This window comes from Microbacterium meiriae (assembly GCF_040686935.1).
GTDB classification, from domain to species: domain Bacteria; phylum Actinomycetota; class Actinomycetes; order Actinomycetales; family Microbacteriaceae; genus Microbacterium; species Microbacterium meiriae.
Genome location: NZ_JBFBMF010000001.1, coordinates 1,037,735 through 1,060,496, shown reverse-complemented (window position 1 = coordinate 1,060,496; position 22,762 = coordinate 1,037,735). Strand labels below are relative to the sequence as shown.

Sequence of the window (22,762 nt, the reverse complement as noted above, 5' to 3'; positions counted from 1 at the left end):
CCACCATGACGCAGTACGCATTCGCCTCCGAGGCCGAGCTCGAGGAGGCGCTGGCCACCCCGAGCGACGGGCTCGTGGCCGACCTCGCCCAGGGCTCCGGAGACCTCGTGATCCTCGGTGCCGGCGGCAAGATGGGACCGACCCTGGCGATGCTCGCCCGGCGCGGCCTGGACGCCGCCGGCCGCACCGACGACGCGGTGTACGCGGTCTCCCGCTTCGGCGACGCCGCCATCCGCGAGCGCCTGGAGGCCGCGGGGGTCCGCGTCGTGCCGTTCGACCTCATCGAGAACGACGACCTCGCCGGTCTCCCCGATGCCCCGAACGTGGTGTTCATGGTGGGCGCGAAGTTCGGCGCCGCGACCAACGCCTCCTGGGCGTGGGAGGTCAACGCGGCTCTGCCCGACCGCATCGCCCGCCGCTACCGCGACAGCGCGATCTCGGTGCTCTCCACCGGGAACGTGTACCCGTTCGTCCCCGCCACCTCCGGCGGCGCCGCCGAGGAGACCACGCCCGCGCCGATCGGCGAGTACGCGCAGTCCTGCCTCGGCCGGGAGCGCGTGTTCGAGTTCGGGGCGCAGGAGCGCGGCACCAAGGTCGCGATCATCCGCCTGAACTACGCCGTCGACCTCCGCTACGGGGTGCTCGCCGACATCGGCAGCGCCGTGCACGCGGGGGAGCCGGTCTCGGTCGCCACCGCCAACGTCAACGTGATCTGGCAGGGCTACGCGAACGAGGTCGTGCTGCGGAGCCTCGTGCACGCCTCCACCGACCCCTTCGTGATCAACCTCACGGGACCGGAGCTGCTCAGCGTCTCCTCGATCGCCCACCGTTTCGGCGCCCTGTTCGAGCGGGAGGTCGAGATCGTCGACGAGCCGATGCCGACCGCGCTGCTCAGCGACGCCCGGCGCTGCATGGCCCTGTTCGGCTACCCGTCCGTCTCCGCCGAGGAGCTCATCCGCATGCAGGCCGGCTGGATCCGCGACGGACTGCCGATGATCGCCAAGCCCACCAAGTGGGCCGTGCGGGACGGGAAGTTCTGATGACCGACGCCGCTGCGCACACGGCGACCGTGCCGTCGCTGCGCCCTGAGGCCGCTGCGACCCTGGCCCGCGGCGCCGTGATCCCGGCCCATCCGCTCGCCCTCACCGCAGAGCGCACGCTCGACGAGCGGCGGCAGCGGGCGCTGTCCCGCTACTACCTCGACGCCGGGGCCGGCGGCCTCGCCGTCGGCGTGCACACGACGCAGTTCGAGATCCGCGACCCGGAGCACGCGCTCTTCGAGCCGGTGCTCGCGCTGGCCGCGGAGGAGATGGACGCCCGCGGCGACGCGACCCTCGTGCGCATCGCCGGAGTGGCGGGCGACACCGCGCAGGCGGTCGCCGAGGCGGAGCTCGCCCGTTCCCTCGGCTACGACGCCGTGCTGGTGAGTCCCCGCGTCGCGGGTGCGGACGAGCGTGCCCTGCTCGACCGCGCCCGCGCCGTCGGCGAGGTGCTGCCGCTGGTCGGCTTCTATCTGCAGACCGCGATCGGCGGGCCCGTGCTCGACCGCGAGTTCTGGCGGGAGTTCGCCGCGATCCCGTCCGTCGTCGCCGTGAAGGCGGCGCCCTTCGACCGCTATCGCACGCTGGAGCTCGTGCGGGGCGTGGCCGCCTCGGGACGCGCCGACGAGATCGCGCTGTACACCGGCAACGACGACGCAATCGTCGCCGACCTGCTCTCCGAGTTCCATGTCGACTCCCCGTCCGGGCGGCGCACCCTCCGGTTCGTCGGCGGGCTGCTGGGCCAGTGGGCCGTCGGCACGCATGCGGCCGTCGCGCTGCTGGAGCGTGTGCACCGAGCCCTTGCGGGAGACGCGGAGGCCTACCGGGAGGTGGGACGCCGTGCCTCCGACATGGTGGACGTGAATCAGGCCGTTTTCGATCCGGGCAACGACTTCCACGGGGTCATCGCCGGGGTGCACGAGATGCTCCGCCAGCAGGGCCTCCTCGAGGGCATCTGGTGCCTCGACCCGGCCGAGGGCCTCTCCCCGGGGCAGGCGGAGGAGATCGCCCGTGTCCGGCAGGCGTACCCGGAGCTCAACGACGACGCGTTCATCGCCGAGAACCTCGAGGCCTGGCTGCGATGACCGCGGGGACGGGCGCACCGACCGTGGTCGCGGTCGTCTCCGCCGAGCTGTTCGCGGAGTTCTTCTCGACGGACGATGCGGCCCGCCTGGAGACCATCGCGGCGCGGCTCGGTGGGGCGTTCGTGCGGGTGGACCGGCTCGCGGAGGCAGTGCTCGACGAGGCGCGCGTCGTGGTGACGAGCTGGGGCGTGGGTCCTTTCGACGACACCGTGCTCGCCACCCTCCCGAAGCTCGAGCTCATCGCGCACACCGGCGCCACGATCAAGCCCTTCGCCACCGACGCGCTGTTCGACCGTGGCGTGCGGGTGACGCAGGCCGGGGCGGGGATGGCCCGGTCGGTGGCGGAGGTGTCGCTGACGTTCACGCTCGCCCTGCTGCACCGGGTGCCGGAGATGCACGACGCCCTGCGCGTCGGCGACGGCTGGTGGGACGCGGAGGCCGTCGGGGTGCAGCACGAGATCCTCGGGGCGCCCATCGCGGTCATCGGCGCCTCGCGGACCGGGCGTGCGTACCTCGACTTGCTCCGGGCGCTCGGCGCGCAGCCGCTGCTCGTCGACCCCACGCTCGACGCGGCCGAGGCGTCGTCCCTCGGGGCGGAGCTCGTGGCGCTCGACGACGCGCTCCGCCGCGCGCAGATCGTCGCGGTGCACGCCCCGACGCTGCCGGAGACGCACCACCTGATCGGTGCGCGCGAACTCGCCCTGATGCCGGACGGTGCGGGCCTGGTCAACACGGCGCGTTCCTGGCTGGTCGACGAGGCCGCCCTGCTCGCCGAACTCCAGCGCGGTCGGTTGAGCGCCGCCATCGACGTGTTCGACGAGGAGCCGTTGCCCGTGGAGAGTCCTTTCCGTTCGGCCCCGCGGGTGCTGCTCACCCCGCACCGCGCGGCCGGGACCAGGGAGGGGCGGCTGCGACAGGGGCGGATCGTGGCGGACGAGCTCGACGCCTTCGCCGCGGGGCAGCCCCTCGGACACGCCGTCGACCGCGACCAGCTCTCCTCGATGGCATGAGCGCCGTGGTCGTGCGGTCGGCGCGTGCGGAGGACCAGCCCGCCCTCGCGGCACTGTGGGCCACCGCCTTCACGCCGCCCCTCGCGCCGGACCAGTGGCTCGTGGACGACGAGCGGCTGAGCCACACGCTCGTCGCGGAAGACGACGAGGGCGTGTGCGGCTCGATCTACGGGCTGCCGAAGCGCCTGCGGGAAGCGGACGGCGGCGTGGCGCAGGTGCACGCGATCGGCAGCGTCGCGGTCGCCGAGCGGGCCCGCGGTCGGGGGCTGGCCCGCCGGCTCGTGGCGGCCACCCTGGACGCGGCGGGGGACGCCGACTGGGCTCTGCTGTTCACCGGCACTCCCGAGGTGTACCGGTCGAGCGGCTTCGCGACCTTCTCGATGCCCCGCACGATGGCCGGGCCGTGGACGGCGTCGGCGACGGCCGCAGAGCACGCCTCGGTCCGCCGTGAGTCCGTGGGACTCGGTGTCCTCGGCCCGGTGCGCGAGGTCTACGAGCGCTCCCGCACCGGTGCGGTCGTGCTCGCTCCGGTGCGCGGCGACCGCGACTGGACGATGGCGGAGGTGCGGCTACGGGGCGCGACGCTGTACCGGCTCGCCGAGGCGGAGACGACGGTCGGCTACGCGGTGGCGGAGGTGCGCGACGGCGTCGGGCTGCTGCACGAGAACGCGACCGATCCCTCGGTGGCCGATCCTGTCGCGGTGCGTCGCACCCTGCTGGACGCCGTGGCCGCGGACTGGGCCGCGGCGGGCGTCCGCACCTGCGAGCTGGCCGTCCCCGCGCTCGCCGCGGAGGAACGCGCCGTCCGCGCGTTCGCTCCGGCGGCCGTGCGGCAGGACGACCGCACCGGGATGATCCGTCCACTGCGCCGCGAGGCCCGGGTGGACGGCATCCGCCACTTCACGGCGGGCGACTACTTCTGAGCATCCGCTCGGAGAGCGCTGGAGATCGGGGACTGATCGGTGACCGCGATCCGGCCGAGGGCCGGACGCCTGACCGCGGCGAGGACGCCGCAAGGAGGATGAGCATGACCCAGCTGGACACCACCACGGAGACCGCCGCGCTGCGCAGTCGACGCATGCTGCTCGCCGGTTTCGGCGCCGCCGCCCTCGGCGGGGTCGCGGCGATCGGCGCTCCCGCCGCCGCCCAGGCCGCAGGGCCCGCCGTGCCGCAGGAGTCGTCGGGCTCCAAGAACGTCGCGCACGGAGGCCTCGCCACCGCTCTCGCGACGCGCAAGGGCAAGGACGGCGACCTCGTGCGTACGAGCGGCTACGCCGCCCCGGGTGACGGCGGCGACGGGCTCTACCGGTTCGTGAAGAAGGACGCCCCCGCGGCCAACGGCGGCACGGTGCTCGCGGGTCCCAAGGGCGGCGCCTGGGTGCTCGTGCACGACGGCACGGTCGACTTCCGGAAGTTCGGCATCATGGACGCCTCCGCGCCCGCCGACGACGCGCTCGACGCGATGGTGGGCGACGCCCGCGTGCGGCGCGTGGAGGCGCACACCGACCTCAACTTCGTCCGTCGTCATAAGTTCTCCCGGTCGAACATCGCCTTCGACTTCGGGCACCACCTGATGACGACCGAGGGTATCGAGAACGCCGGGAAGGACGACCCCTTCGCGGCCGTCATGTTCTTCCGCGGCGAGGTGACCGACGCAGTGCAGGAGGCGAAGCTCGGGGAGGACGTGCCCGACCTCGCCGACATCTTCCCCGTGGGCGACTCGTCGTTCTTCGCGGTCGGGGAGTGGTACGCCGCCGAGGTCAACGCGCTGTCGGGACGCTGGGAGCGCGAGCTGCAGCGGCTCGTCCAGGTCACCCAGATCGTCGACGGCCGGCACATCCGCGTGAACTACAAGAACGGCTGGCCGCTCGGCAAGGACCGCACGATGACGTGGCGGCACGTGAAGCCGGTGCAGGACGTGACGGTGTCGAACCTCAAGTTCCTCGGCAAGGGGACGGACGAGTACACGGGGTCGCACCCGCTGGCCTTCGAGTACGCGGTGCGCTGCGACGTGGACCACATCGACGGGACGGCGACGTTCTGGCCGCTGATCCAGCGCCGGTGGAACACGTACTTCACGACGGAGAGCTGCACGCTGAAGAACCCGACCTCCGTCACCTGGGGTGGAGCCGGCTACCTGACGCAGCAGATCTACTGCCTGTACGGGTATGTCGCCAACTGCCACACCGCCAACGCCCGGCACCTCAACGACTTCACCGCGAGCGCCTACTGCCTCGTGGAGAACTGCCACGGCGACGGCGACGACCAGGGCCCCTTCGTCACGCACGGCCAGTACGAGCACGACCTCACCTACACGGGCAACTCCGGTCTCATGACGTTCGCGAACTCCGGCGCCGCGTGGGGTTCGGCCGCCAAGCGCATCACCGTCCGCAAGCACGTGTGCTCGTGGTTCGTCGCGCGCGTGCGCATCACCGACCTGACGCTCGAGGACGTGCAAGTGATCGGCAAGCCCTCGCTCGCCGGTTCCGGGATGCTGTGGATCAACGCGGACGGTGCGCAGCTGCGCGGCTGCACCGCGTCGGACACGCTCGTCATCACCCAGGCCTCCGACAACTCCGCCCGGCCGACCGTGATCGCCGACTCGCATTTCACGTTCGTCGCTCCCGGCGAGCTCACCAATGGGACGGTGAAGACGCCCGTGACCTTCGTCGACACGGTGCTCGACCGGGTGGGGGGCATGAAGATCAATGGGCCGGGGGCGGTCACCTTCCGCGGCTCGACCCTCACCGCGGCGGACGATGCCGCCCCCATCGCCTCGGCGACGGCGAAGCTGCGCGTCGAAGGCTCCACGCTCCGGAACGCCCGCATCGCGGCGGCATCGAAGGACCGTCAGGTCGTCGAGATCGCGGGTTCCGAGGTCTCGGCGAAGGGTGGGACGACGGTGTCGCGGTCGGGCGCGGGCGAACTTCATCTGACGCTCTCCGACAGCACGTTCCGGGCGGAGGGGGCGACCACGCACGTCGCCGTGACGAGCGGCGCGACCCACTACCGCGCGGTCGGCAACCGGTTCGAGGGCGGAGCCCTGGAGCTCCGCGACGACGCCTTCGGGGCCGGCTCGACACTGTTGCACACCGGCAACGTCGAAGCGAGTGTCACGCGCACGGCGTTCCCCGCCGAGGGTGATCGGGTCGTCGACACCGCCAACCTCGTCGTCGGCTGATCCCCCGGGCACGACTTCGGAGCTGCGGCGCGACCCGCCGCCTCCCCGGCCCCGCCTACGGCGTGTCGCCGGGGGTCTCCGAAGTCGTGCCCGGGCGGCGCAGCGGTGGGGCTGCTTGTCGCCGGTGTGCTCACCACGGGTGCCACGGTGGCGGCAGCAGACGGACCGGCGCCCCAGTCTGTCCAGGCCGTCTGGAAGCCGATTCCGGCCGATGGCTCCGGGGGCAACCAGTCGGGTTGCGTCCTGCTGTCCGGATGCTTCGGCGGATGAGGGGCGCGATGAAGGACCTGTTGGTCACGGTCGTTCTCGCGACGGGGGTGGTGGTCGCGGCAAGTGCGGCGCCGGCGCTCACCGTCGTCCAGGCCGACTGGAAGCGCACCATCATGGCAGGGTGAGTTGATCCCCCGGGCATAACTCCGGAGATGCGGCGCGATCCGCCGCCGCCTCGGCCGCGCCTACGGCGTGTCGCCGGGGTTCTCCGGAGTTGTGCCCGGGCGGTGCCGGGGGCTGTCCGGGTTCAGCGGGACTGACCTCCTCAGGCCTCGGACACACCCACGAGCTCGGCGCTGCGCCGCCAGAGGGCCTCGGCGAGAGCGGGATCGTTCGCCTGCGGGTTCACGCGGGTGCTGAGGACGCGCTCGTCGTAGTAGCCGCCGGAGATCCAGGTCTCGCCCGGCGTGCCCTCCAGGAACCAGCGCAGCGTCGCGCCACCGCGGTCGCTGCCGATGAGGACGAGGCGGCGCAGCGGGGTGCGGTAGACGAGGCGCATGATGCTCGACGACTCGGCGGCGAAGTTCGTCGCCACGGTGCCGGGGTGGAAGGCCACCGCGCTGAGCCCCTGCGCATGGAACTTCCCGTGCAGGCTCTTCGCCATCAGGACGTTGGCGAGCTTGGCGTCGCCGTAGGCCTTGTTCGGGGAGTATCGGCGGGTGTTGTCGAGATCGTCGACGTCGAGATGCCCGAAGAGGCGGTGGGCGACACTGGAGGTGTTCACGACCGCGCCGCGCGCGGCGAGGAGTTGCGGGAGCAGGAGGTTCGTCAGCAGGAACGGGGCGAGGTGGTTCACCTGCATGGTCTTCTCGTGCCCGTCGACCGTGGGGGTGCGGTCGCCGAAGATGCCGCCGGCGTTGTTGGCCAGCACGTCGATGCCCTTCGCACCCACGGCGTCCGCGAGCTGTGCGGCGAGCGCGCGCACGTCGTCGAGGCGCGCGAAGTCGGCCGTGAACCATTCCGCGCCGGTCTCGTCCGCCACGGTGCGCATCTTGTCGGGCGAGCGGCCCACGAGGAGCAGGCGGTGCGGGGACCCGGCGAGCTGTCGGGCGGCAGCGGCGCCGATGCCGTCGGAGGCCCCGGTGAGGACGATGGTGCGCGCGGCCACGGCGGCGCTCACTCGGCCGACGGAGTGATGCGGCGCACGGCCCTGGTCACGTGCTCGGCGATCACCGCGCGCGCCTGCTCCGGATCCCCGGTCGCGATGGCGTCGACGATCTGCTGGTGGCTGCGCACGTGCTCCTCCTGCTCGGCGGGGTCGAGGGCGGAGTTGGCCGCCTGGATGAACCCGGCGATCCGGCCGCGGAGCTGGGCGCTGAGCTCGTCGAGGAACCGGTGCTCGGCGAGGTCGGCCAGGGTCTCGTGGAAGAGGCGGTCTTGGCGCAGGACCTCGGCCACATCGCCCGGCGCCGCAGCCGCCATCGCCTGGATGATGGCCTCCAGCCGTGCCGCCGACTCGTCGTTCCACCGCTCCTGCACCCGGATCGCCATGAACTGCTCCAGCACGATCCGCAGGCTGGAGATCTCCTCCAGGTCCTGCGCGCTGAGCTGGGCGACGCGGGCGCCGCGGCGGGGTTCGCGGGTGATGAGGCGCTCCTCGGCGAGCCGGGTCAGGGCCTCGCGCACGGGGATGTGGCTGACACCGAGACGGTCGGCGAGCTTGCGCTCCACGAGGCGCTCGCCGGGGGCGAGCTCTCCGGAGTGGATCGCCGCCCGGAGCTCGTCCGTGACCTGCTCGGCGATGTTCTGATCCGACACGCTGCGCATCCGGGGCCCTTCTCGATCTCGCGCGGCCCGGTGCTCGTCGAGCGGGGGCTCCTTCGCTCGGTCGATGCTATGGCATGAGGCCGGGACTGGACAGGAACCGCGCGGTGCTAGATGCTATAGCAAAACCCGAAACCGATGACGAAGGAGTTGTCATGTCTGGCAGAGAGACGCTCGCGCAGGCGCGCGCCGCGGAGGACGCGGTGGGAGCCGCCGCCATGAAGAAGGCGATCTGGAGGCTGGGTCCGTTCCTCGGACTGCTCTACCTCGTCGCCTACATCGACCGGAACAACGCGGGCTTCGCGAAGCTGGAGATGACTGCCGCCCTCCAGATCACCGAGGCCGCCTTCGGCTTCGCGGCGGGCATCTTCTTCATCGGCTACCTGTTGTTCGAGGTGCCGAGCAACCTGCTGCTGGAGAAGTTCGGCGCCCGCAAGTGGATCGCGCGCATCATGATCTCGTGGGGCATCGTCGCCGCGCTGACCGCCTTCGTGCAGGATGCGACGCAGTTCGCGAGCGCGCGCTTCATCCTCGGCATCGCGGAGGCCGGGTTCTTCCCCGGCGTGCTGCTCTACCTCACGCTGTGGTTCCCGCGGCAGTACCGCACGCAGGTGCTCGCCGTCTTCGTGCTCTCGAACCCGATCGCCAACGCGGTCGCCGCGCCGCTGTCCGGCTGGATGCTGGAGCTGCACGGGCTGTGGGGGCTGGACGGCTGGCAGCTCGTGTTCCTGCTGCAGGGCGTTCCCGCCGTGCTCCTCGCGTTCGTCGTGTTCTTCTGGCTCCCCGACCGTCCGCAGGACGCGCGCTGGCTGAACCCCGCCGAGCAGCGCTGGATCACCGACACGCTCGCCGCCGAGACCCAGGCGACCGAGCAGCGGCACGGCCGCCTTCGTCTGGGCGAGGTCTTCCGCAACGGGCGCCTGTGGACGCTCATCGTGCTCTTCTTCGGCGTCGTTTTCGGTGCCTACGGCCTGGGGATGTGGCTGCCGACGATCGTGAAGAGCATGGGCGACTTCTCGAACTCGACCACCGGGTGGCTCGTGGCGCTGCCGAACCTGTGCGCCGCCCTCGTGATGCTGCCGTGGGAGCGCGCCGCCCGGAAGCAGGGCAACATCCCGCTGCAGATCGGCATCACGCTCATCATCACCGCCCTGTCGCTCATCGCGGCGGTCGCGGCGCAGGGCACACCGGTGCTCGCGCTCGCGGCGCTGTGCGTCGGGATGTCGGCGCTCTTCTCGACCACCCCGCTGTTCTGGAGCCTGCCGCCCATGGTGCTCACCGGCACGGCAGCCGCGGCCGGCCTCGCCTTCATCAACTCGGTCGGCAACCTCGCCGGCTTCGCGGGACCCTACGCGATCGGCTGGATCAGCGAGACCACGGGGTCGGCGGTGTGGGGCCTGCTCCTCATCTCGGGACTCACCCTGCTCGGGGCGACGATCGCCTTCGTGCTCAGCCGCCGCACGGACTTCACGACGGCGCCCGACCTCGGCGTCGAGGCGTCCACCGTCCGGCGATGACCGGTCCGGGTCGGCGGTCGTGACGAGAACGTGACCCCGCCGGCCCGGTTCGCTCTAGACGCCCCTCCGCTTTTGCTACATGCTATAGCGCAACACCCTCACCCGAAGCACCACCCGACCCTGGAGGCACCCATGTCGCGTCGTCGTGTTCGGCTCGGCGGAGCAGCAGTGCTGCTGACCGCCGCGCTCATCACCGCTGGTTGCAGCACCTCATCCACCCCCGACGGCCAGGCGCAGGAGGGCGGCACGCTCACCGTCGCCGCCGCGCAGGGCATCCCACAGCTCAATCCCGCCATCCGAACGTTCGCGTGGGAGGAGGTGCTGTTCCCGCTGCTGTGGAACGGCCTCACCAAGACCGACGAGTCCGGCGAGGTCGTCGGCGATCTCGCCGAGAGCTGGGAGGCCTCCGATGACCAGAAGACCTGGACGTTCACCCTCCGCGACGGCGTGACGTTCTCGAACGGTCAGGACTTCACCGCCGAAGACGCGGTGGCCGCGTTCGACTACTACCTCGACCCGGAGACGGCGACGCAGGAGAAGAACAAGATCTCGATGGTCACCGACGTCGCCGCGCCGGACGAGAAGACCGTCGTGGTGACGCTGTCCGAGCCCATCGCGACCTTCCCCGCGGGCATCGTCTGGGTGAAGATGATCGACGTCGACGCGCTCGACACCATCGACAAGGAGCCCATCGGCACCGGTCCGTACGTCGTGGACGCCTTCACGCCGGACGACAGCCTCACCCTCGTCCCCAACCCGGAGTACTTCGGCGAGGCCCCGGCGCTCCACGAGATCACGATCGTGAAGGCCGCCGAGTCCACCGCCGCCGTCACCGGCCTCCGTTCCGGTGACATCGACGTGCTGTGGTCGGTGCCCCAGGGTGACGTGGCGGGGCTGGAGGGCGGCGACATCGCCCTGGTGAAGCCCGAGAACCCCAGCCAATGGCCCTCGTGGGAGATCGACACGACGTCGCCGCCGTTCGACGACGTGCGCGCCCGGCAGGCCCTCGCCTACGCGATCGACCGCGAGGCCATCCTCGACGCCGCCTACTACGGCCAGGGCACGGTCTCGCCGACGAACAACGCGCTCGGCGAGGTCAACCCCTGGTTCGGCGGCGAGCTGACCGACTACTCCTACGACCTGGACAAGGCGAAGGAGCTGTTCGCCGAGGCCGGGGTGACCGAGGGCAGCACGCTCACCTGGTGGGGCGTGGCCGGACAGTACCCGGAGTGGAACACGAGCGGCGAGATCCTGCAGGCGAGCCTGAAGGAGATCGGCATCACGCTGAAGATCGACAACAACGACATCGGCACCTGGGTCGACGCGTTCTACCCCGCGGGCAAGAGCTACCCCGGGTACATCGTGCCGAACTTCCAGTCCACGCCGCCCGAGCCGGCCTACTCGCTGAACTTCTACCTGGAGGGGCGGTGCGAGTGCAACTGGGTCGACCCCGACTTCCAGACGGCGTTCGCCGACGCCGTCGCCGAGCCGGACGAGACCGCGCGGGCCGAGAAGTGGGGCACGGTGCAGACCATCATCAACGAGCAGGTGCCGCTCATCGTGCCGCTGCAGTCGACGGTCGTCACCGCCACCAGCACGGCGGTCGACGGTGTGTGGGTCGAGGGCGGCGGACAGCTGCACCTCGAGGGCGCGCAGCTGAAGGGCTGACGTGGTCCTCTCCGTCCTCCGGCGGGTGGCGATCAGCATCGCGATGCTGATCGCCACCTCGCTCCTCGTCTTCGTCGTGCTCCGGCTGCTGCCGGGCGACCCCGTCATCACCCGCCTCGGCTCGACGCCGGGCGTGGATGCCGAGACCATCGCCCGGCTCCGGGAGGAGGCCGGCCTCGACGCCCCCGTCATCGAGCAGTACCTGCGGTGGATCGGCGGCGTCTTCACGGGCGACTTCGGCCAGTCCTACTTCAACCAGTACTCGGTGACGGAGCTCATCGCGCAGCGCCTGCCTGCGACGCTGGAGCTCACGCTCATCGGGGTGCTGCTGGCCGTGCTCATCGCCACCCCGGCTGCCGTGTTCGCCTCACTGCGTCCGCTCGGCGTGGTCGACAGGGTGCTCACCGCGATCTCGACCGCGGGCATGGCCCTTCCGCAGTTCCTCATCGGCATCGTGCTCATCGTGGTGTTCGCCGTGCAGCTCAAGGTGCTGCCGGCCCGCGGCTACACGCCGTTCGCGGAGGACCCCGCCGAGAACCTCGTGCGCATGATCCTCCCCGGCCTCACCCTCGCCTTCGCGGCGGCGCCGCTGCTCATGCGGTTCCTCCGGGCCTCGATGGTCGAGGTGCTGGACGCGCCCTACATCCGCACCGCGAAGGGCAAGGGACAGTCGGCGAGTGGCGTCGTGCTCGGCCACGCGCTCCGCAACGCCCTGATCCCCGGACTCACCATGCTCGGCCTGATCGTCGGCTACACCCTGGGCGGCGTGGTGATCGTGGAGTACGTGTTCGGCGTCCCCGGACTCGGCTCGCTCGCGATCGACGCGGTCTTCAAGCGGGACTACGCGGTGCTGCAGTCGGTCGTACTGCTGATCTCCGCGATGTTCATCCTCACCACGCTCATCGTCGACCTCCTCTACGGGGTGCTCGATCCGCGTCTTCGTGCAAGGAGCAGCCGTGGCTGACACCCTCACCCTCGCGCTGCGCTCCGCGCGCCCCCGCCGACGGGTCGCCGTCGCCTCCTGGATCCCGCTCGGGCTGCTGGCGATCATCGTCCTCGCCTGCGTGCTCGCCCCGCTCCTGGCCCCGTACGACCCCGCGGCACAGTCGTCCGACCGGTTCGCCGGACCCTCGGCGGCGCACCTCTTCGGGACCGACGAGCTGGGCCGCGACCTCTTCAGCCGCGTGCTCTACGGCGGCCAGCTCACCGTGTTCATCGCCGGGGGCGCGACGCTCGTGGCCATGGTCCTCGGCATCGCCTGGGGAATGGCGGCGGCGTTCGCCCGCGGCTGGGTCGACGAGATCCTCATGCGCCTCGCCGACACGGTCATGGCGATCCCGCAGATCCTCTTCGCGCTCGTCTTCATCTCCGCCTTCGGCGCCGACCCCGTCAAGCTCGCCGTCATCATCGGGGTGCTCCTCACGCCGACCACCGCGCGGCTCGTGCGGTCGTCGGTGCTCAGCGAACTGCAGGAGGACTACTTCACGGCCGCGGTGGCCTTCGGCTCTACCTCGCGCCGGCTGCTCTTCGCCGAGGTGCTGCCGAACGCCAAGGGGCCGATCGTCGTGCAGGCGGCCATCAACGCCGCCAACGCGATCCTCCTGGAGGCGTCGATGAGCTTCGTCGGGCTCGGCATCGCGCCGCCCGAGGCCACCTGGGGCACGCTCGTGCAGCAGGGCTACCAGAAGATGTACCAGTCCATCGGGTACGTGCTGTTCCCCGCCCTGTTCATCTTCGTCACCATCTGGCTGCTCAACGTGCTCGCCGACCAGTTCGGTGGCGATCGAAAGGGGAAGGGACGATGACCGACCTCACGCCCGTCCTGCAGGTGCAGGACCTCACCGTCTCCTATGGGGACGTCATGCCCGTCCAGGGCATCACGTTCGCGGTGCGGCCCGGGGAGCGCATCGGCCTCGTCGGCGAATCCGGCTCCGGCAAGTCGCTCACGGCGCTGTCGATCATGCGGCTGAATGACGGGGCGACCCTCGGCGGCAGCATCCGGCTGCGCGACCGCGAACTGCTCACGCTGAGCCCGCGGGAGATGACCCGCGTGCGCGGCGGCGAGATCGCGATGGTCTACCAGGACCCGATGTCGTCGCTGAACCCGGTCCGCACGATCGGGCACCAGCTCGTCGAGGCGATCCGGCTGCACGACCGGGTCTCGGCGGCGGCCGCCCGCGCCAGGGCCGTCGAGCTGCTGACCGAGGTCGGGGTGCCGCTGCCCGAGGAGCGTCTCGGCCAGTACCCGCACGAATTCTCCGGCGGGATGCGGCAGCGCGTCATGATCGCGATGGCCATGTCGTCCCGGCCCGCCGTGCTCATCGCGGACGAGCCGACCACGGCCCTCGACGTCACGACGCAGTCCCGGATCATCGACCTCCTCGACCGGCTCGCGGAGGACCACGGGACCGCGGTCGTGCTCATCACGCACGACCTCGGCGTCGCCGCCGGGTTCTGCGAGCGCATCCACGTGATGCGGCACGGGCGCGTGGTCGAGGAGGGGCCGGTCGACCGCATCTACACGGCCCCGGAGCATCCGTACACGCAGGCGCTGCTCGGCGCGGTCGTCGACCTCACGGTGGACGTGCAGCAGCCCATCCGCACCGCCGCGGAGGTGCTCGAACGCGGGACGGAGCCGCTCGCCGAGGCCGGGTCGATCAGCGCCGTGGATCGGGCGCGGGAGTCCGGCGACGTGCTGGTGGACGTGCAGGGCGTCTCGAAGGTGTTCACGCTCGGCTCGGGACGCCGGGTGACCGCGGTCGACGACGTGTCGTTCCAGATCCGGCGCGGCGAGACCGTCGGGCTCGTCGGCGAGTCGGGCTCCGGCAAGTCGACCGTGTCGAAGGCCGTGCTCGCGCTCGGAGGCATCGACGAAGGCACGGTCGTCTTCGACGGGCAGCGCCCGCACGACCTCCGCGGCGAGGAGCTACGGCGGCTGCGCAAGCGCATGCAGATGGTGTTCCAGGACCCGTTCTCGGCCCTGAACCGGCGGCAGACCGTCGCGCAGATCATCGAGGCGCCGCTGCGCGCCCACGGCATCGGCACCCGGGCCTCCCGCGCCGAGAAGGTGCGCGAGACCATGCACCGCGTGCGTCTGGACGAGGAGTTCGCGCACCGGCTGCCGCGCTCGATGTCCGGCGGGCAGTGCCAGCGCGTGTCCATCGCCCGGTCGCTCGTGCTCGAGCCGGAGTTCCTCGTGCTCGACGAATCGGTGTCGGCGCTCGACGTGTCGATCCAGGCGCAGGTGCTCAATCTGCTGCGGGAGCTGCAGGCCGAGCTCGGCCTCACCTACCTCTTCATCAGCCACGACCTGGCGGTGATCCGGTACATGTCCTCGACGGTCGCCGTGATGCAGCAGGGCCGCATCGTCGAGATCGGGGCGCGCGACGCGCTCTTCGCGAACCCGCAGCACGAGTACACGCGCGGGCTCATGGCGGCGATCCCCATCGCCGACCCGGTCCTCGAGCGCCGACGGCGCGCGGAGGCCGCGGCGCTCTGGCAGGCCCAGGGCGGGCAGACGGGCGCGGTCCCTGCCGCGCTCGCAGGACGAGGAGGACGACGATGACCACCATGGATCAGGAGACGGGGCCCTCGACGGGCGCCGCGGGCGCTGGCGCGGCGGTGCGGTCGACCGGCCGCCGCGCGCTCATGGCCGGGCTCGGCGCGGTCGCGCTCGGCACGGCCGGCGCTCTCGCGAGCACCGCACCGGCGCAGGCCGCGCCGGTCGCCGCCGGCGCCAAGGACGTCACGCGAGCGGAGTCCGTCGCCGACCTGGCCCGTCTCCGCGCCCGCGACGGCGAGGTGGCGGTCGTCGCCGGGTACCGGAAGCCCGGCGACGCCGGACTGCTCGTGTACGTGGGCAGCGAGAACGCGAAGACCAAGGTCAACGGCGGCACCGTGATCGCGGGGAAGCACGACACCCGCTGGGTCCTGCAGCACGACGGCACCGTCGACTTCCGGGTCTTCGGCATCACGGGACCGGAGAAGCCGGCCGACGATGCGCTCGCGGCGATGGTGAACGATCCCCGCATCCGCCGGATCGAGGCGAGCACCGACCTCCTGTTCCGGCGACGACACCGCTTCACGCGCTCCCACCTGGAGATCGACTTCGGCGGCAGAACCGTCACGACCGACGGCATCGAGAAGAACACCCACGACAACCCGTTCGGCGCCGTGATGTGCTTCACCGGGGTGTCGAAGGACGTCACGGTCGAGCACGCGCTGGCCGAGGCCTGGCCGGAGTTGACCGACGCGGTCGCCGTGCCGGACGCGTCCCGGTTCCCCGTGGACTCCTGGTGGGCCGTGCAGTGCGACCCCGTCGCCGGAGGTGGAGCGGACGAGCGCGAGCTGCAGCGGTTCGTGCAGGTGACGCAGCAGATCGACGCGACCCACATCCGCATCGACTACCTCAACGGCTGGCCGCTCGACAAGGGTCGGACGCTCATCTGGCGGCAGATGGAACCGGTCGCAGGCGTCCGCATCGCGAACATGCGGTTCCTCGGCGCCGGACCCTTCGACGGTCCCACCGACGGCTCCTTCCCCGACTCGCGGGAGCTCACCGGCTCCCACCCGATCGCCTTCGAGTACGCGATCCACTGCGACGTCGCCGACGTGCACGCGAGCCGCACCTGGTGGCCCGTGATCATGCGCCGCTGGAACACGCACTTCACGACGGAGCGCTGCTCGGTGGAGAACCCGCCGACCGTGTTCTACGGCGGCGCGGGCTACCTCACGCAGCAGATCTACAGCCTCTATGGACGGGTCAGCGACTGCACGTCGTCGAACGCCCGGCACCTGAACGACCTCACCGCCAGCGCGTACTGCCTCGTCGAGAACTGCCACGGCGACGGCGACGATCAGGGCGGCAACCCCTTCACCACGCATGGCCAGTACGAGCACGACCTCACCTTCATCGGCAACTCCGGGCTCATGGACATCGCCAACTCCGGCGCGCAGTGGGGCACGGCCGCCAAGCGCATCACGGTGCGCGACCACGTCTGCTCCTGGTTCGTCGCCGGCACCAAGATCAGCGATCTGACGCTGGAGAACGTGCGCGTCATCGGCCGCTCGACCTTCGATCCGCAGGCGACCATGACCATCAACGCCGACGGTGCGCAGGTGCGAGGGTGCACCGCGGGACTTCTGGCGATCGGACAGCGGTCGCAGCGCTCATCGCGGCCGACCGTCATCCAGGACTCCACCTTCGCGCTGCCCAAGGATCAGGTGCTCGTGCAGACCCCGGTCACGGCTCCCGTGCGCTTCGTGGACTGCACGATCACCGGGATCGACGGGGTCAAGGCGCGAGGGTCTGGGCCGGTCGAGTTCGTGGACTGTCGTCTCAGCGGCCCGGCGGCCGGCGCCCCGTTCGAGGTCGGCGCATCGAAGGTGACGATCCGCGGCGGATCCGTGCGCGACGTGCGCCTGACCGCGACAGCGGTGCGGGATCAGCTCATCGCTCTGGACGGGGTCGAGCTGTCCACGGAGCGCGCGGACGGGGCTCTGCTGAGCAGGGCCGCAGGCGCCGGCGTCGTCACCTGGCGGGTGAGCGGGGTGACCTCGACGGTGCCGAAGGGCGCTGCCCACCTCGACATCGGGACCGGGGTCAACCACGCCCGCGTCACCGGCGGCCAGTTCGTCGGCGGACGACTGCGCCTGGCGGACGGATTCGCTGAGCCGTCGACGCTGCTCTACAGCGACACCGTCGAGCGCGGCGTCGAGACCGCGCTGCCCGAGGGCGGACCGCGCGTCGTCATCGCGGACGTGCTGGCGAGCGCGTGACGGACGGCATCATGGACATCAGGGAGGACCACGCGTGAACGACACCGCAGCGGCGACGCACCTCGGAGACCGCATCCGCATCCCCCGCACGCGGGCTCGCATCGGCGTCGCCCGGCGCGACATCACCCCGCCCGTCGGCATCCGCGCCAAGAACTGGGGACCGGCCGACTGGGAGCGCTCCGAGGGGGCGCACCGGCCGTTCGAGCTGACCGCGCTCACGGTGGTGGCCGCGGACGAGCGGCCGCGGGTGCTGCTCGCCGTGGACGGCACGTGGTGGCGCCGAGTGGCCGACGAGCAGGGCGTGCGAGGGGCGATCCTCGACGGTCTGGGCCTCGAGCCCGATCAGCTCATGCTCTCCCTCTCGCACACCCACGCGGGGGCCGTGCTGTGCGCCGCGGACGCGCATCTGCCGGGCGGCGAGCTCATCCCCGGGTACTTGGAGGCGCTGTCCACCGCGGGAATCGCGGCAGGGCGGGAAGCGCTGGAGACCGCGCGACCGGGACTGATCGAGTGGACCACGGGCACCTGCACCCTCGCGGCGGAGCGGGAGCTCGACCTCGACGGCCGCGCGCTCGTCGGCTACAACCCGCAGGGCACCGCCGACGACACGGTGACGATCGGCCGGATCAGCATCGACGGAGAGGTGCGGGCGACGCTGGTGAACTACGCCTGCCATCCGACGACCCTGGCCTGGCAGAACCGCGAGGTGTCGCCGGACTACGTCGGCGCGATGCGCGAGATCGTGGAGGCCGCCACCGATGCACCGTGCCTGTTCGTGCAGGGGGCCTCGGGCGAGCTGGCCCCGCGGGAGCAGTACACCGGCGACGTCGCGGTGGCCGACCGGCACGGACGTTCACTCGGGCACGCGGTGCTCGCGGCGCTGGACGGGCTTCCGGTGCCGGGCGAGGAGCTGACGCTGGACGGGGTCGTGGAGTCGGGTGCTCCGCTCGCGATCTGGACCGGGACTCCGGCGGACGGCGGCGAGGAGGCGGCGGGAGTCGTCTCGGCGGTCGAGCTGCCGCTGCGCGACCTGCCCACCCTGGACGAGCTCGCCGAGGAGTGGAGGGACATCGACCCCCGGTCGCGGGAGGAGCGCCTCGGACGGGCCCGAAACCTCCGTGACGGCTACATCGACGGTCCGACCGTGTCGCATCCGGTGTGGGCCTGGCGGCTCGGAGACGCCGTGATCGTGGGGCATCCGGGCGAGGCGTACTCGCGGCTGCAGACGACGCTGCGGGAGCGGTTCCCGGAGACGCCGATCGTGGTGATGAACCTCACGAACGGTCCGGGCTTCGTGTACCTCCCGACCCGCGAGGCCTACGACCGCGGTGCCTATCAGTCCTGGCAGACGCCCCTGGCCCCCGGTGCCCTGGAACTCCTGGAGGCCCACGCCGTGTCGGTCGTGGCCGGGCTGCGGGGGTAGCCCCCTTTCGAATCGCCCACTTTGCTCCATTTCCGGCCGAAATCGAACCAGTTGCGCGATTCGAACGGGATAGAGTTGCTATAGCAAATCCCCGAGGTAGAGGAGAGACATGACCGCGCGCCCCGTCGCCATCGTCACCGGAGGCTCGGCCGGCATCGGCTGGGAGATCGGACAGCGGCTCTCCGCGGACGGCTACCTCGTCGTCGCGACCGACCGCGTCCCAGCGCTCACCGCGGGCGAGAACCCCGCCGGGATCCTGTGGCGGGAGCTCGACGTCACCGACCACGCCGCCGTCGACCGGGTCTTCGGCGAGATCGAGGCGGAGCTCGGGCCCATCGAGGTGCTCGTGAACAACGCCGGCATCCAGCGGCACCGTGGGATCGAGGACCTCACGTGGGACGAGTGGTCCGCGGTCGTGGACGTGAACCTGCACGGGGTGTTCTCCGCCCTCCAAGCTGCAGGGAAGCGGATGCTCGACCGGGGCGAGGGCCGCATCGTCAACATCTCGTCCATCTCCTCGCGAGGCTCCGCGGGGCGGGCGCCGTATGCCACGACCAAGGCCGCCGTCATCGGCCTCACCTCCACGGCCGGAGCGGAGTGGGCGTCGCGAGGGGTGCGCGTCAACGCGGTGGCCCCGGGCTACGTCGACACCGGGGTGTTCCGGCAGGGCGTCGAGCAGGGGACGCTGAGCCTCGACACGATCCTGTCCCGCATCCCCGCGAAGCGTCTGGCCGACGCGAGTGAGATCGCCGCGGCCGTGAGCTTCCTCGTGTCGGACCAGTCGCGCTACGTGAACGGTCAGACGCTGTACGTCGACGGCGGGTTCATGGTGGACTACGGCGTGCCCCTCGCGAAGAAGCCTGAATGACCACCGTCGCCCGGATCGACACGGCCACGGCGGTCCTCCCCCTTCCGGCACCGCTGCAGCTCGGCGCGATGACGGTCACGCGGCGGGAGTACTCCGCGGTGCAGGTGACGGCGGACGACGGCACCACCGGGGTCGCCTACTGCCTGTCGCGCGAGGCTCCGATGGCGGAGATCGTCGAGCGCCTGGTGGCTCCGCACGCGGTGGGGCTCGACGCCGACGACCCGGCGGCCGCGTGGGACCGGATGCTCCGCGGCAGTGCGATCGTCGGACGGGTCGGGCTCGTGCGGCGGGCGATCGGCCTCGTCGACATCGCCCTGTGGGACATCGCGGCCCGTCGTGCCGGCGTGCCGCTGTGGACCCTGCTCGGCACCGGTGACGCCCCGCGGGAGGGGATGCTCGTCGCCGCGTATCCCTCTCCGCAGCGGACGCCGCGGGAGGTCGCCGATGAGGTGCTCGCGCAGGCGGACGGCTGGGCGCAGGTGAAGATCTCCCGCATTCCCGATCCGGCATACATGCGCGAACTGCTCGCGATCCTCGGCGCCGAGCTGCCGTCCGCGACCGGTCTCGTCGTGGACGTGGGCTTCGGCTGGCCCGATGCGGAGGCTGCAGTGGCGGAGGTCGCGCAGTGGGGCGAGCCGCGCCTGGCCTGGTTGGAAGACCCCCTGCTCCCCGAGGACGCGGCCGGTGTCGCCCGCATCCGGCGCGAGACCGGGCTGCCCGTGGCGGTGGGCGACGAGGTGACCGACCCCGCCGTGCTGCGGGCCCTGGTGGAGGTAGGAGAGGTCGACGCGCTGCGCGTCGACGTCGTCGCGATCGGCGGCATCACTCCCGCGCGCGAGCTCATCGCCTGGGCGACGGAGCGCGGTGTCCCCGTGTCCGGACACGTCTATTCCGAGGTCACGGCGCACCTCGGCATCCAGGTCGAGACCTTCGCCCGCGGCGTGAACCCCTACGATCCCGCGCCGTCGTTCATCACCGGCGGACCGCGGTTCGCGGGCACTGTGACGCCTCCCGCGGCGCCCGGGCTCGGCTTCGGTCTGGATCCCGCCGTCTTCCGATTCGAGAGGGACTGACATGACACCTTCCCCGCGCAGCGTGGTGGTGACCGGCAGCGGCAAGGGCATCGGGCGCTCGGTCGCCGAGCGGCTCACCGCCGACGGCTGGATCGTGGTCGGGCTCGAACGCTCGCCCGGCTCCGGGACCGTCGAGGACGGTATCGTCGCCGAAGTGGTGCTCGGCGACGCCTCCGACCGCACGGCTCATCAGCAGGCGGCCGCCGCGGCGCGCGCCAGGGCTCCGCTGGCCGGCTGGGTCAACAACGCCGGCATCACGAAGCGCACGCCGCTGCACGAGCTCGACGAGACGGTCGTGCGCGAGATCGTCGACATCAACGGCTTCGGCTACCTCTGGGGCTGCTCGACGGCGGTGTCCGCGTTCCTCGATCAGGGCGTGGCGGGCGCCATCGTCAACATCGGGTCGATCCACGGTCGATCGAGCTTCGTGGACCACGCGGCCTACGAGTTCACGAAGGGCGGCATCGACGCCCTGAGCCGCAGCGTCGCGGTGACATATGGCGGATTGGGCATACGGGCGAACACCGTCGCGCCGGGCGGCGTGCGCACTCCGCATCTGGAGGCACAGATCGCCAGGGCCGCCGACCCCGAGGCGGAGGAGCGGCTGCTCGCGGAGGGCCCGCCGATGGGACGCATCGCCCGCGCGGAGGAGGTCGCCGCGGTGACGGCGTTCCTCCTCTCCGACGAGGCCCCCTACCTCTCGGGCCAGTCCATCGCGGTCGACGGAGCCTGGACGGCGTCGTTCGGGGACATCGCGCTCGATCCCGCGCTGCGAGAGCGGTTCGCGGCGCCGCCGGCTTCCTGAGCCCCTGCCACGCCGATGTCCCCGGTCCGTGCGACGATCCGCTCGTCGACGGGAGAACGGGATGCGCGGGGAAGCGACGGTTCTGCACGCCGACCTCGATGCGTTCTACGCCTCGGTCGAGCAGCGTGATGCGCCGGAGCTCCGCGGGCGCCCGGTGATCGTCGGCGGCGGGGTCGTGCTGGCCGCGAGCTATGAGGCGAAGGCACGGGGCGTCCGCACGGCGATGGGCGGCCGGCAGGCACGAGAGCTGTGCCCGGACGCCGTCGTCGTGCCGCCGCGAATGGAGGCCTACTCCGCGGCCAGCAAGGACGTCTTCCGCATCTTCCGTGACACCACTCCGCTCGTGGAGGGTCTCTCGATCGACGAGGCGTTCCTCGAGGTCGGCGGTCTGCGTCGCATCGCCGGCACTCCCGAGGCCATCGCCGTGCGGCTGCGGGAGCGGGTGCGCGCCGAGGCGGGCCTGGCCATCTCGGTCGGCGTCGCCCGCACGAAGTTCCTCGCCAAGGTCGCGAGTGCGGTCAGCAAGCCCGACGGACTCCTTATCGTCGAGCCCGACCGGGAGGAGGAGTTCCTGCTGCCGCTTCCCGTCGAGCGGCTGTGGGGCGTCGGCGCCGTAACGGCGGAGAAGCTGCACCGGTACGGCATCCGCACGGTCGGCGAGCTCGCGGAGCTCGAGGCCGCGACGGCGGAGCGGATGCTCGGGAAGGCGACCGGAGCGCACGTCCTTGCTCTCGCCCGCCTGCGGGATCCGCGCCCCGTGGACACGACGCGGCGCCGCGGGTCGATCGGGTCGCAGCGGGCGCTCGGGACCCGTCCCCGGTCGACCGACGAGCTCGACGTCATCCTCACCCAGATCGTCGACCGGCTCGCGCGGCGTCTCCGCGACGGCGGCCGCGTGTGCCGGACAGTCGTGCTGCGGCTGCGCTTCGGCGATTTCACGAAGGCCACGCGATCCCGGTCGCTTCGGGCGCCGACCGACCGCACCGCCCTGCTGCTCGCCGTCGCCCGCATGCTCCTCACCGCGGCACAACCGGAGATCAGCGACCGTGGGATCACCCTGCTCGGCCTCTCGTTCACCCAGCTCGATGCCGCGGACAGCGTCCCGCCCGAGCTGCCGATCGACTGGGGCGACGAGTCCCGTCTGGACGCCGTGCTCGACACGCTCCGTGACCGCTACGGCTCCGCCTCGGTCTCCCGCGCCGCCCACCTCGGCCGCGACCCCGGTTGGTCGTCCCCGGTGCTCCCGGAGCACCACTGACCCCTTTCGAATCGCCTGAATG

The 22,762-nt window shown here is 71.6% G+C and carries 18 protein-coding genes; 16 read left to right on the top strand and 2 right to left on the bottom strand.

All coding sequences use genetic code 11. The annotated features are described in order from the left end of the window. Positions 1 to 5 precede the first annotated feature (5 nt). The 5 genes from AB0P08_RS05070 (at position 6) to AB0P08_RS05050 (ending at position 6,316) form a co-directional block, all read left to right on the top strand. Complete coding sequence (locus AB0P08_RS05070) at positions 6 to 1,040, top strand: NAD-dependent epimerase/dehydratase family protein (RefSeq protein WP_363588511.1); 1,035 nt, start codon at positions 6 to 8, stop codon at positions 1,038 to 1,040. Then, a complete protein-coding gene (locus AB0P08_RS05065; protein ID WP_187662932.1) occupies positions 1,040 to 2,125 on the top strand; it encodes a dihydrodipicolinate synthase family protein in 1,086 nt (361 codons plus the stop codon). The genes AB0P08_RS05070 and AB0P08_RS05065 overlap by 1 nt, the downstream gene beginning before the upstream one ends. Then, entirely contained in the window at positions 2,122 to 3,135 is a 1,014-nt protein-coding gene (locus AB0P08_RS05060) for a hydroxyacid dehydrogenase (RefSeq protein WP_363588509.1), read from the top strand. Before AB0P08_RS05065 ends, AB0P08_RS05060 begins: the two co-directional genes overlap by 4 nt. After that, positions 3,132 to 4,058, top strand: coding sequence for a GNAT family N-acetyltransferase (locus tag AB0P08_RS05055; RefSeq protein ID WP_363588507.1), 927 nt, complete (start codon positions 3,132 to 3,134; stop codon positions 4,056 to 4,058). Before AB0P08_RS05060 ends, AB0P08_RS05055 begins: the two co-directional genes overlap by 4 nt. Positions 4,059 to 4,162: 104 nt before the next feature. Further along, positions 4,163 to 6,316, top strand: coding sequence for a peptidase C14 (locus AB0P08_RS05050; RefSeq protein ID WP_363588506.1), 2,154 nt, complete (start codon positions 4,163 to 4,165; stop codon positions 6,314 to 6,316). Positions 6,317 to 6,851: 535 nt separating this feature from the next. Here the strand turns inward: AB0P08_RS05050 and AB0P08_RS05045 are convergent. Together AB0P08_RS05045 and AB0P08_RS05040 are read right to left on the bottom strand one after the other, a co-directional pair. Continuing rightward, positions 6,852 to 7,706, bottom strand: coding sequence for an SDR family NAD(P)-dependent oxidoreductase (locus AB0P08_RS05045; protein WP_363588505.1), 855 nt, complete (start codon positions 7,704 to 7,706; stop codon positions 6,852 to 6,854). Then, on the bottom strand, positions 7,703 to 8,353 hold the full coding sequence (locus AB0P08_RS05040) for a GntR family transcriptional regulator (RefSeq protein ID WP_060922906.1): 651 nt from the start codon (positions 8,351 to 8,353) through the stop codon (positions 7,703 to 7,705). The genes AB0P08_RS05045 and AB0P08_RS05040 overlap by 4 nt, the downstream gene beginning before the upstream one ends. Before the next feature lie 152 nt (positions 8,354 to 8,505). Between AB0P08_RS05040 and AB0P08_RS05035 the strand changes: the two genes are divergently transcribed. The 11 genes from AB0P08_RS05035 (at position 8,506) to dinB (ending at position 22,740) form a co-directional block, all read left to right on the top strand. Continuing rightward, positions 8,506 to 9,867, top strand: a complete 1,362-nt coding sequence (locus AB0P08_RS05035) for an MFS transporter (protein ID WP_363588503.1) — start codon at positions 8,506 to 8,508, stop codon at positions 9,865 to 9,867. Between the two features lie 132 nt (positions 9,868 to 9,999). Then, the gene (locus AB0P08_RS05030; protein ID WP_363588501.1) at positions 10,000 to 11,535 is read left to right on the top strand and encodes an ABC transporter substrate-binding protein; all 1,536 of its coding nucleotides are present in this window, start codon (positions 10,000 to 10,002) and stop codon (positions 11,533 to 11,535) included. A 1-nt stretch (position 11,536) separates the two neighbouring features. Continuing rightward, on the top strand, positions 11,537 to 12,499 hold the full coding sequence (locus AB0P08_RS05025) for an ABC transporter permease (protein ID WP_025104137.1): 963 nt from the start codon (positions 11,537 to 11,539) through the stop codon (positions 12,497 to 12,499). Then, the gene (locus AB0P08_RS05020) at positions 12,492 to 13,340 is read left to right on the top strand and encodes an ABC transporter permease (RefSeq protein WP_217583032.1); all 849 of its coding nucleotides are present in this window, start codon (positions 12,492 to 12,494) and stop codon (positions 13,338 to 13,340) included. The genes AB0P08_RS05025 and AB0P08_RS05020 overlap by 8 nt, the downstream gene beginning before the upstream one ends. Next, the gene (locus AB0P08_RS05015; RefSeq protein ID WP_363588499.1) at positions 13,337 to 15,100 is read left to right on the top strand and encodes a dipeptide ABC transporter ATP-binding protein; all 1,764 of its coding nucleotides are present in this window, start codon (positions 13,337 to 13,339) and stop codon (positions 15,098 to 15,100) included. Before AB0P08_RS05020 ends, AB0P08_RS05015 begins: the two co-directional genes overlap by 4 nt. After that, complete coding sequence (locus AB0P08_RS05010; RefSeq protein ID WP_363588497.1) at positions 15,097 to 17,313, top strand: hydrogenase maturation protease; 2,217 nt, start codon at positions 15,097 to 15,099, stop codon at positions 17,311 to 17,313. Before AB0P08_RS05015 ends, AB0P08_RS05010 begins: the two co-directional genes overlap by 4 nt. Positions 17,314 to 17,347: 34 nt before the next feature. Continuing rightward, complete coding sequence (locus AB0P08_RS05005; protein WP_363588495.1) at positions 17,348 to 18,736, top strand: hypothetical protein; 1,389 nt, start codon at positions 17,348 to 17,350, stop codon at positions 18,734 to 18,736. Positions 18,737 to 18,845: 109 nt separating this feature from the next. Further along, on the top strand, positions 18,846 to 19,604 hold the full coding sequence (locus AB0P08_RS05000; RefSeq protein ID WP_363588493.1) for an SDR family NAD(P)-dependent oxidoreductase: 759 nt from the start codon (positions 18,846 to 18,848) through the stop codon (positions 19,602 to 19,604). After that, positions 19,601 to 20,677, top strand: coding sequence for an enolase C-terminal domain-like protein (locus AB0P08_RS04995; RefSeq protein ID WP_363588491.1), 1,077 nt, complete (start codon positions 19,601 to 19,603; stop codon positions 20,675 to 20,677). Before AB0P08_RS05000 ends, AB0P08_RS04995 begins: the two co-directional genes overlap by 4 nt. Before the next feature lies 1 nt (position 20,678). Further along, the gene (locus AB0P08_RS04990) at positions 20,679 to 21,482 is read left to right on the top strand and encodes an SDR family NAD(P)-dependent oxidoreductase (RefSeq protein WP_363588489.1); all 804 of its coding nucleotides are present in this window, start codon (positions 20,679 to 20,681) and stop codon (positions 21,480 to 21,482) included. Between the two features lie 61 nt (positions 21,483 to 21,543). Further along, positions 21,544 to 22,740: a DNA polymerase IV gene (dinB, locus tag AB0P08_RS04985; protein ID WP_363588487.1), complete on the top strand. Its 1,197-nt coding sequence runs from the start codon at positions 21,544 to 21,546 to the stop codon at positions 22,738 to 22,740. Positions 22,741 to 22,762 lie beyond the last annotated feature (22 nt).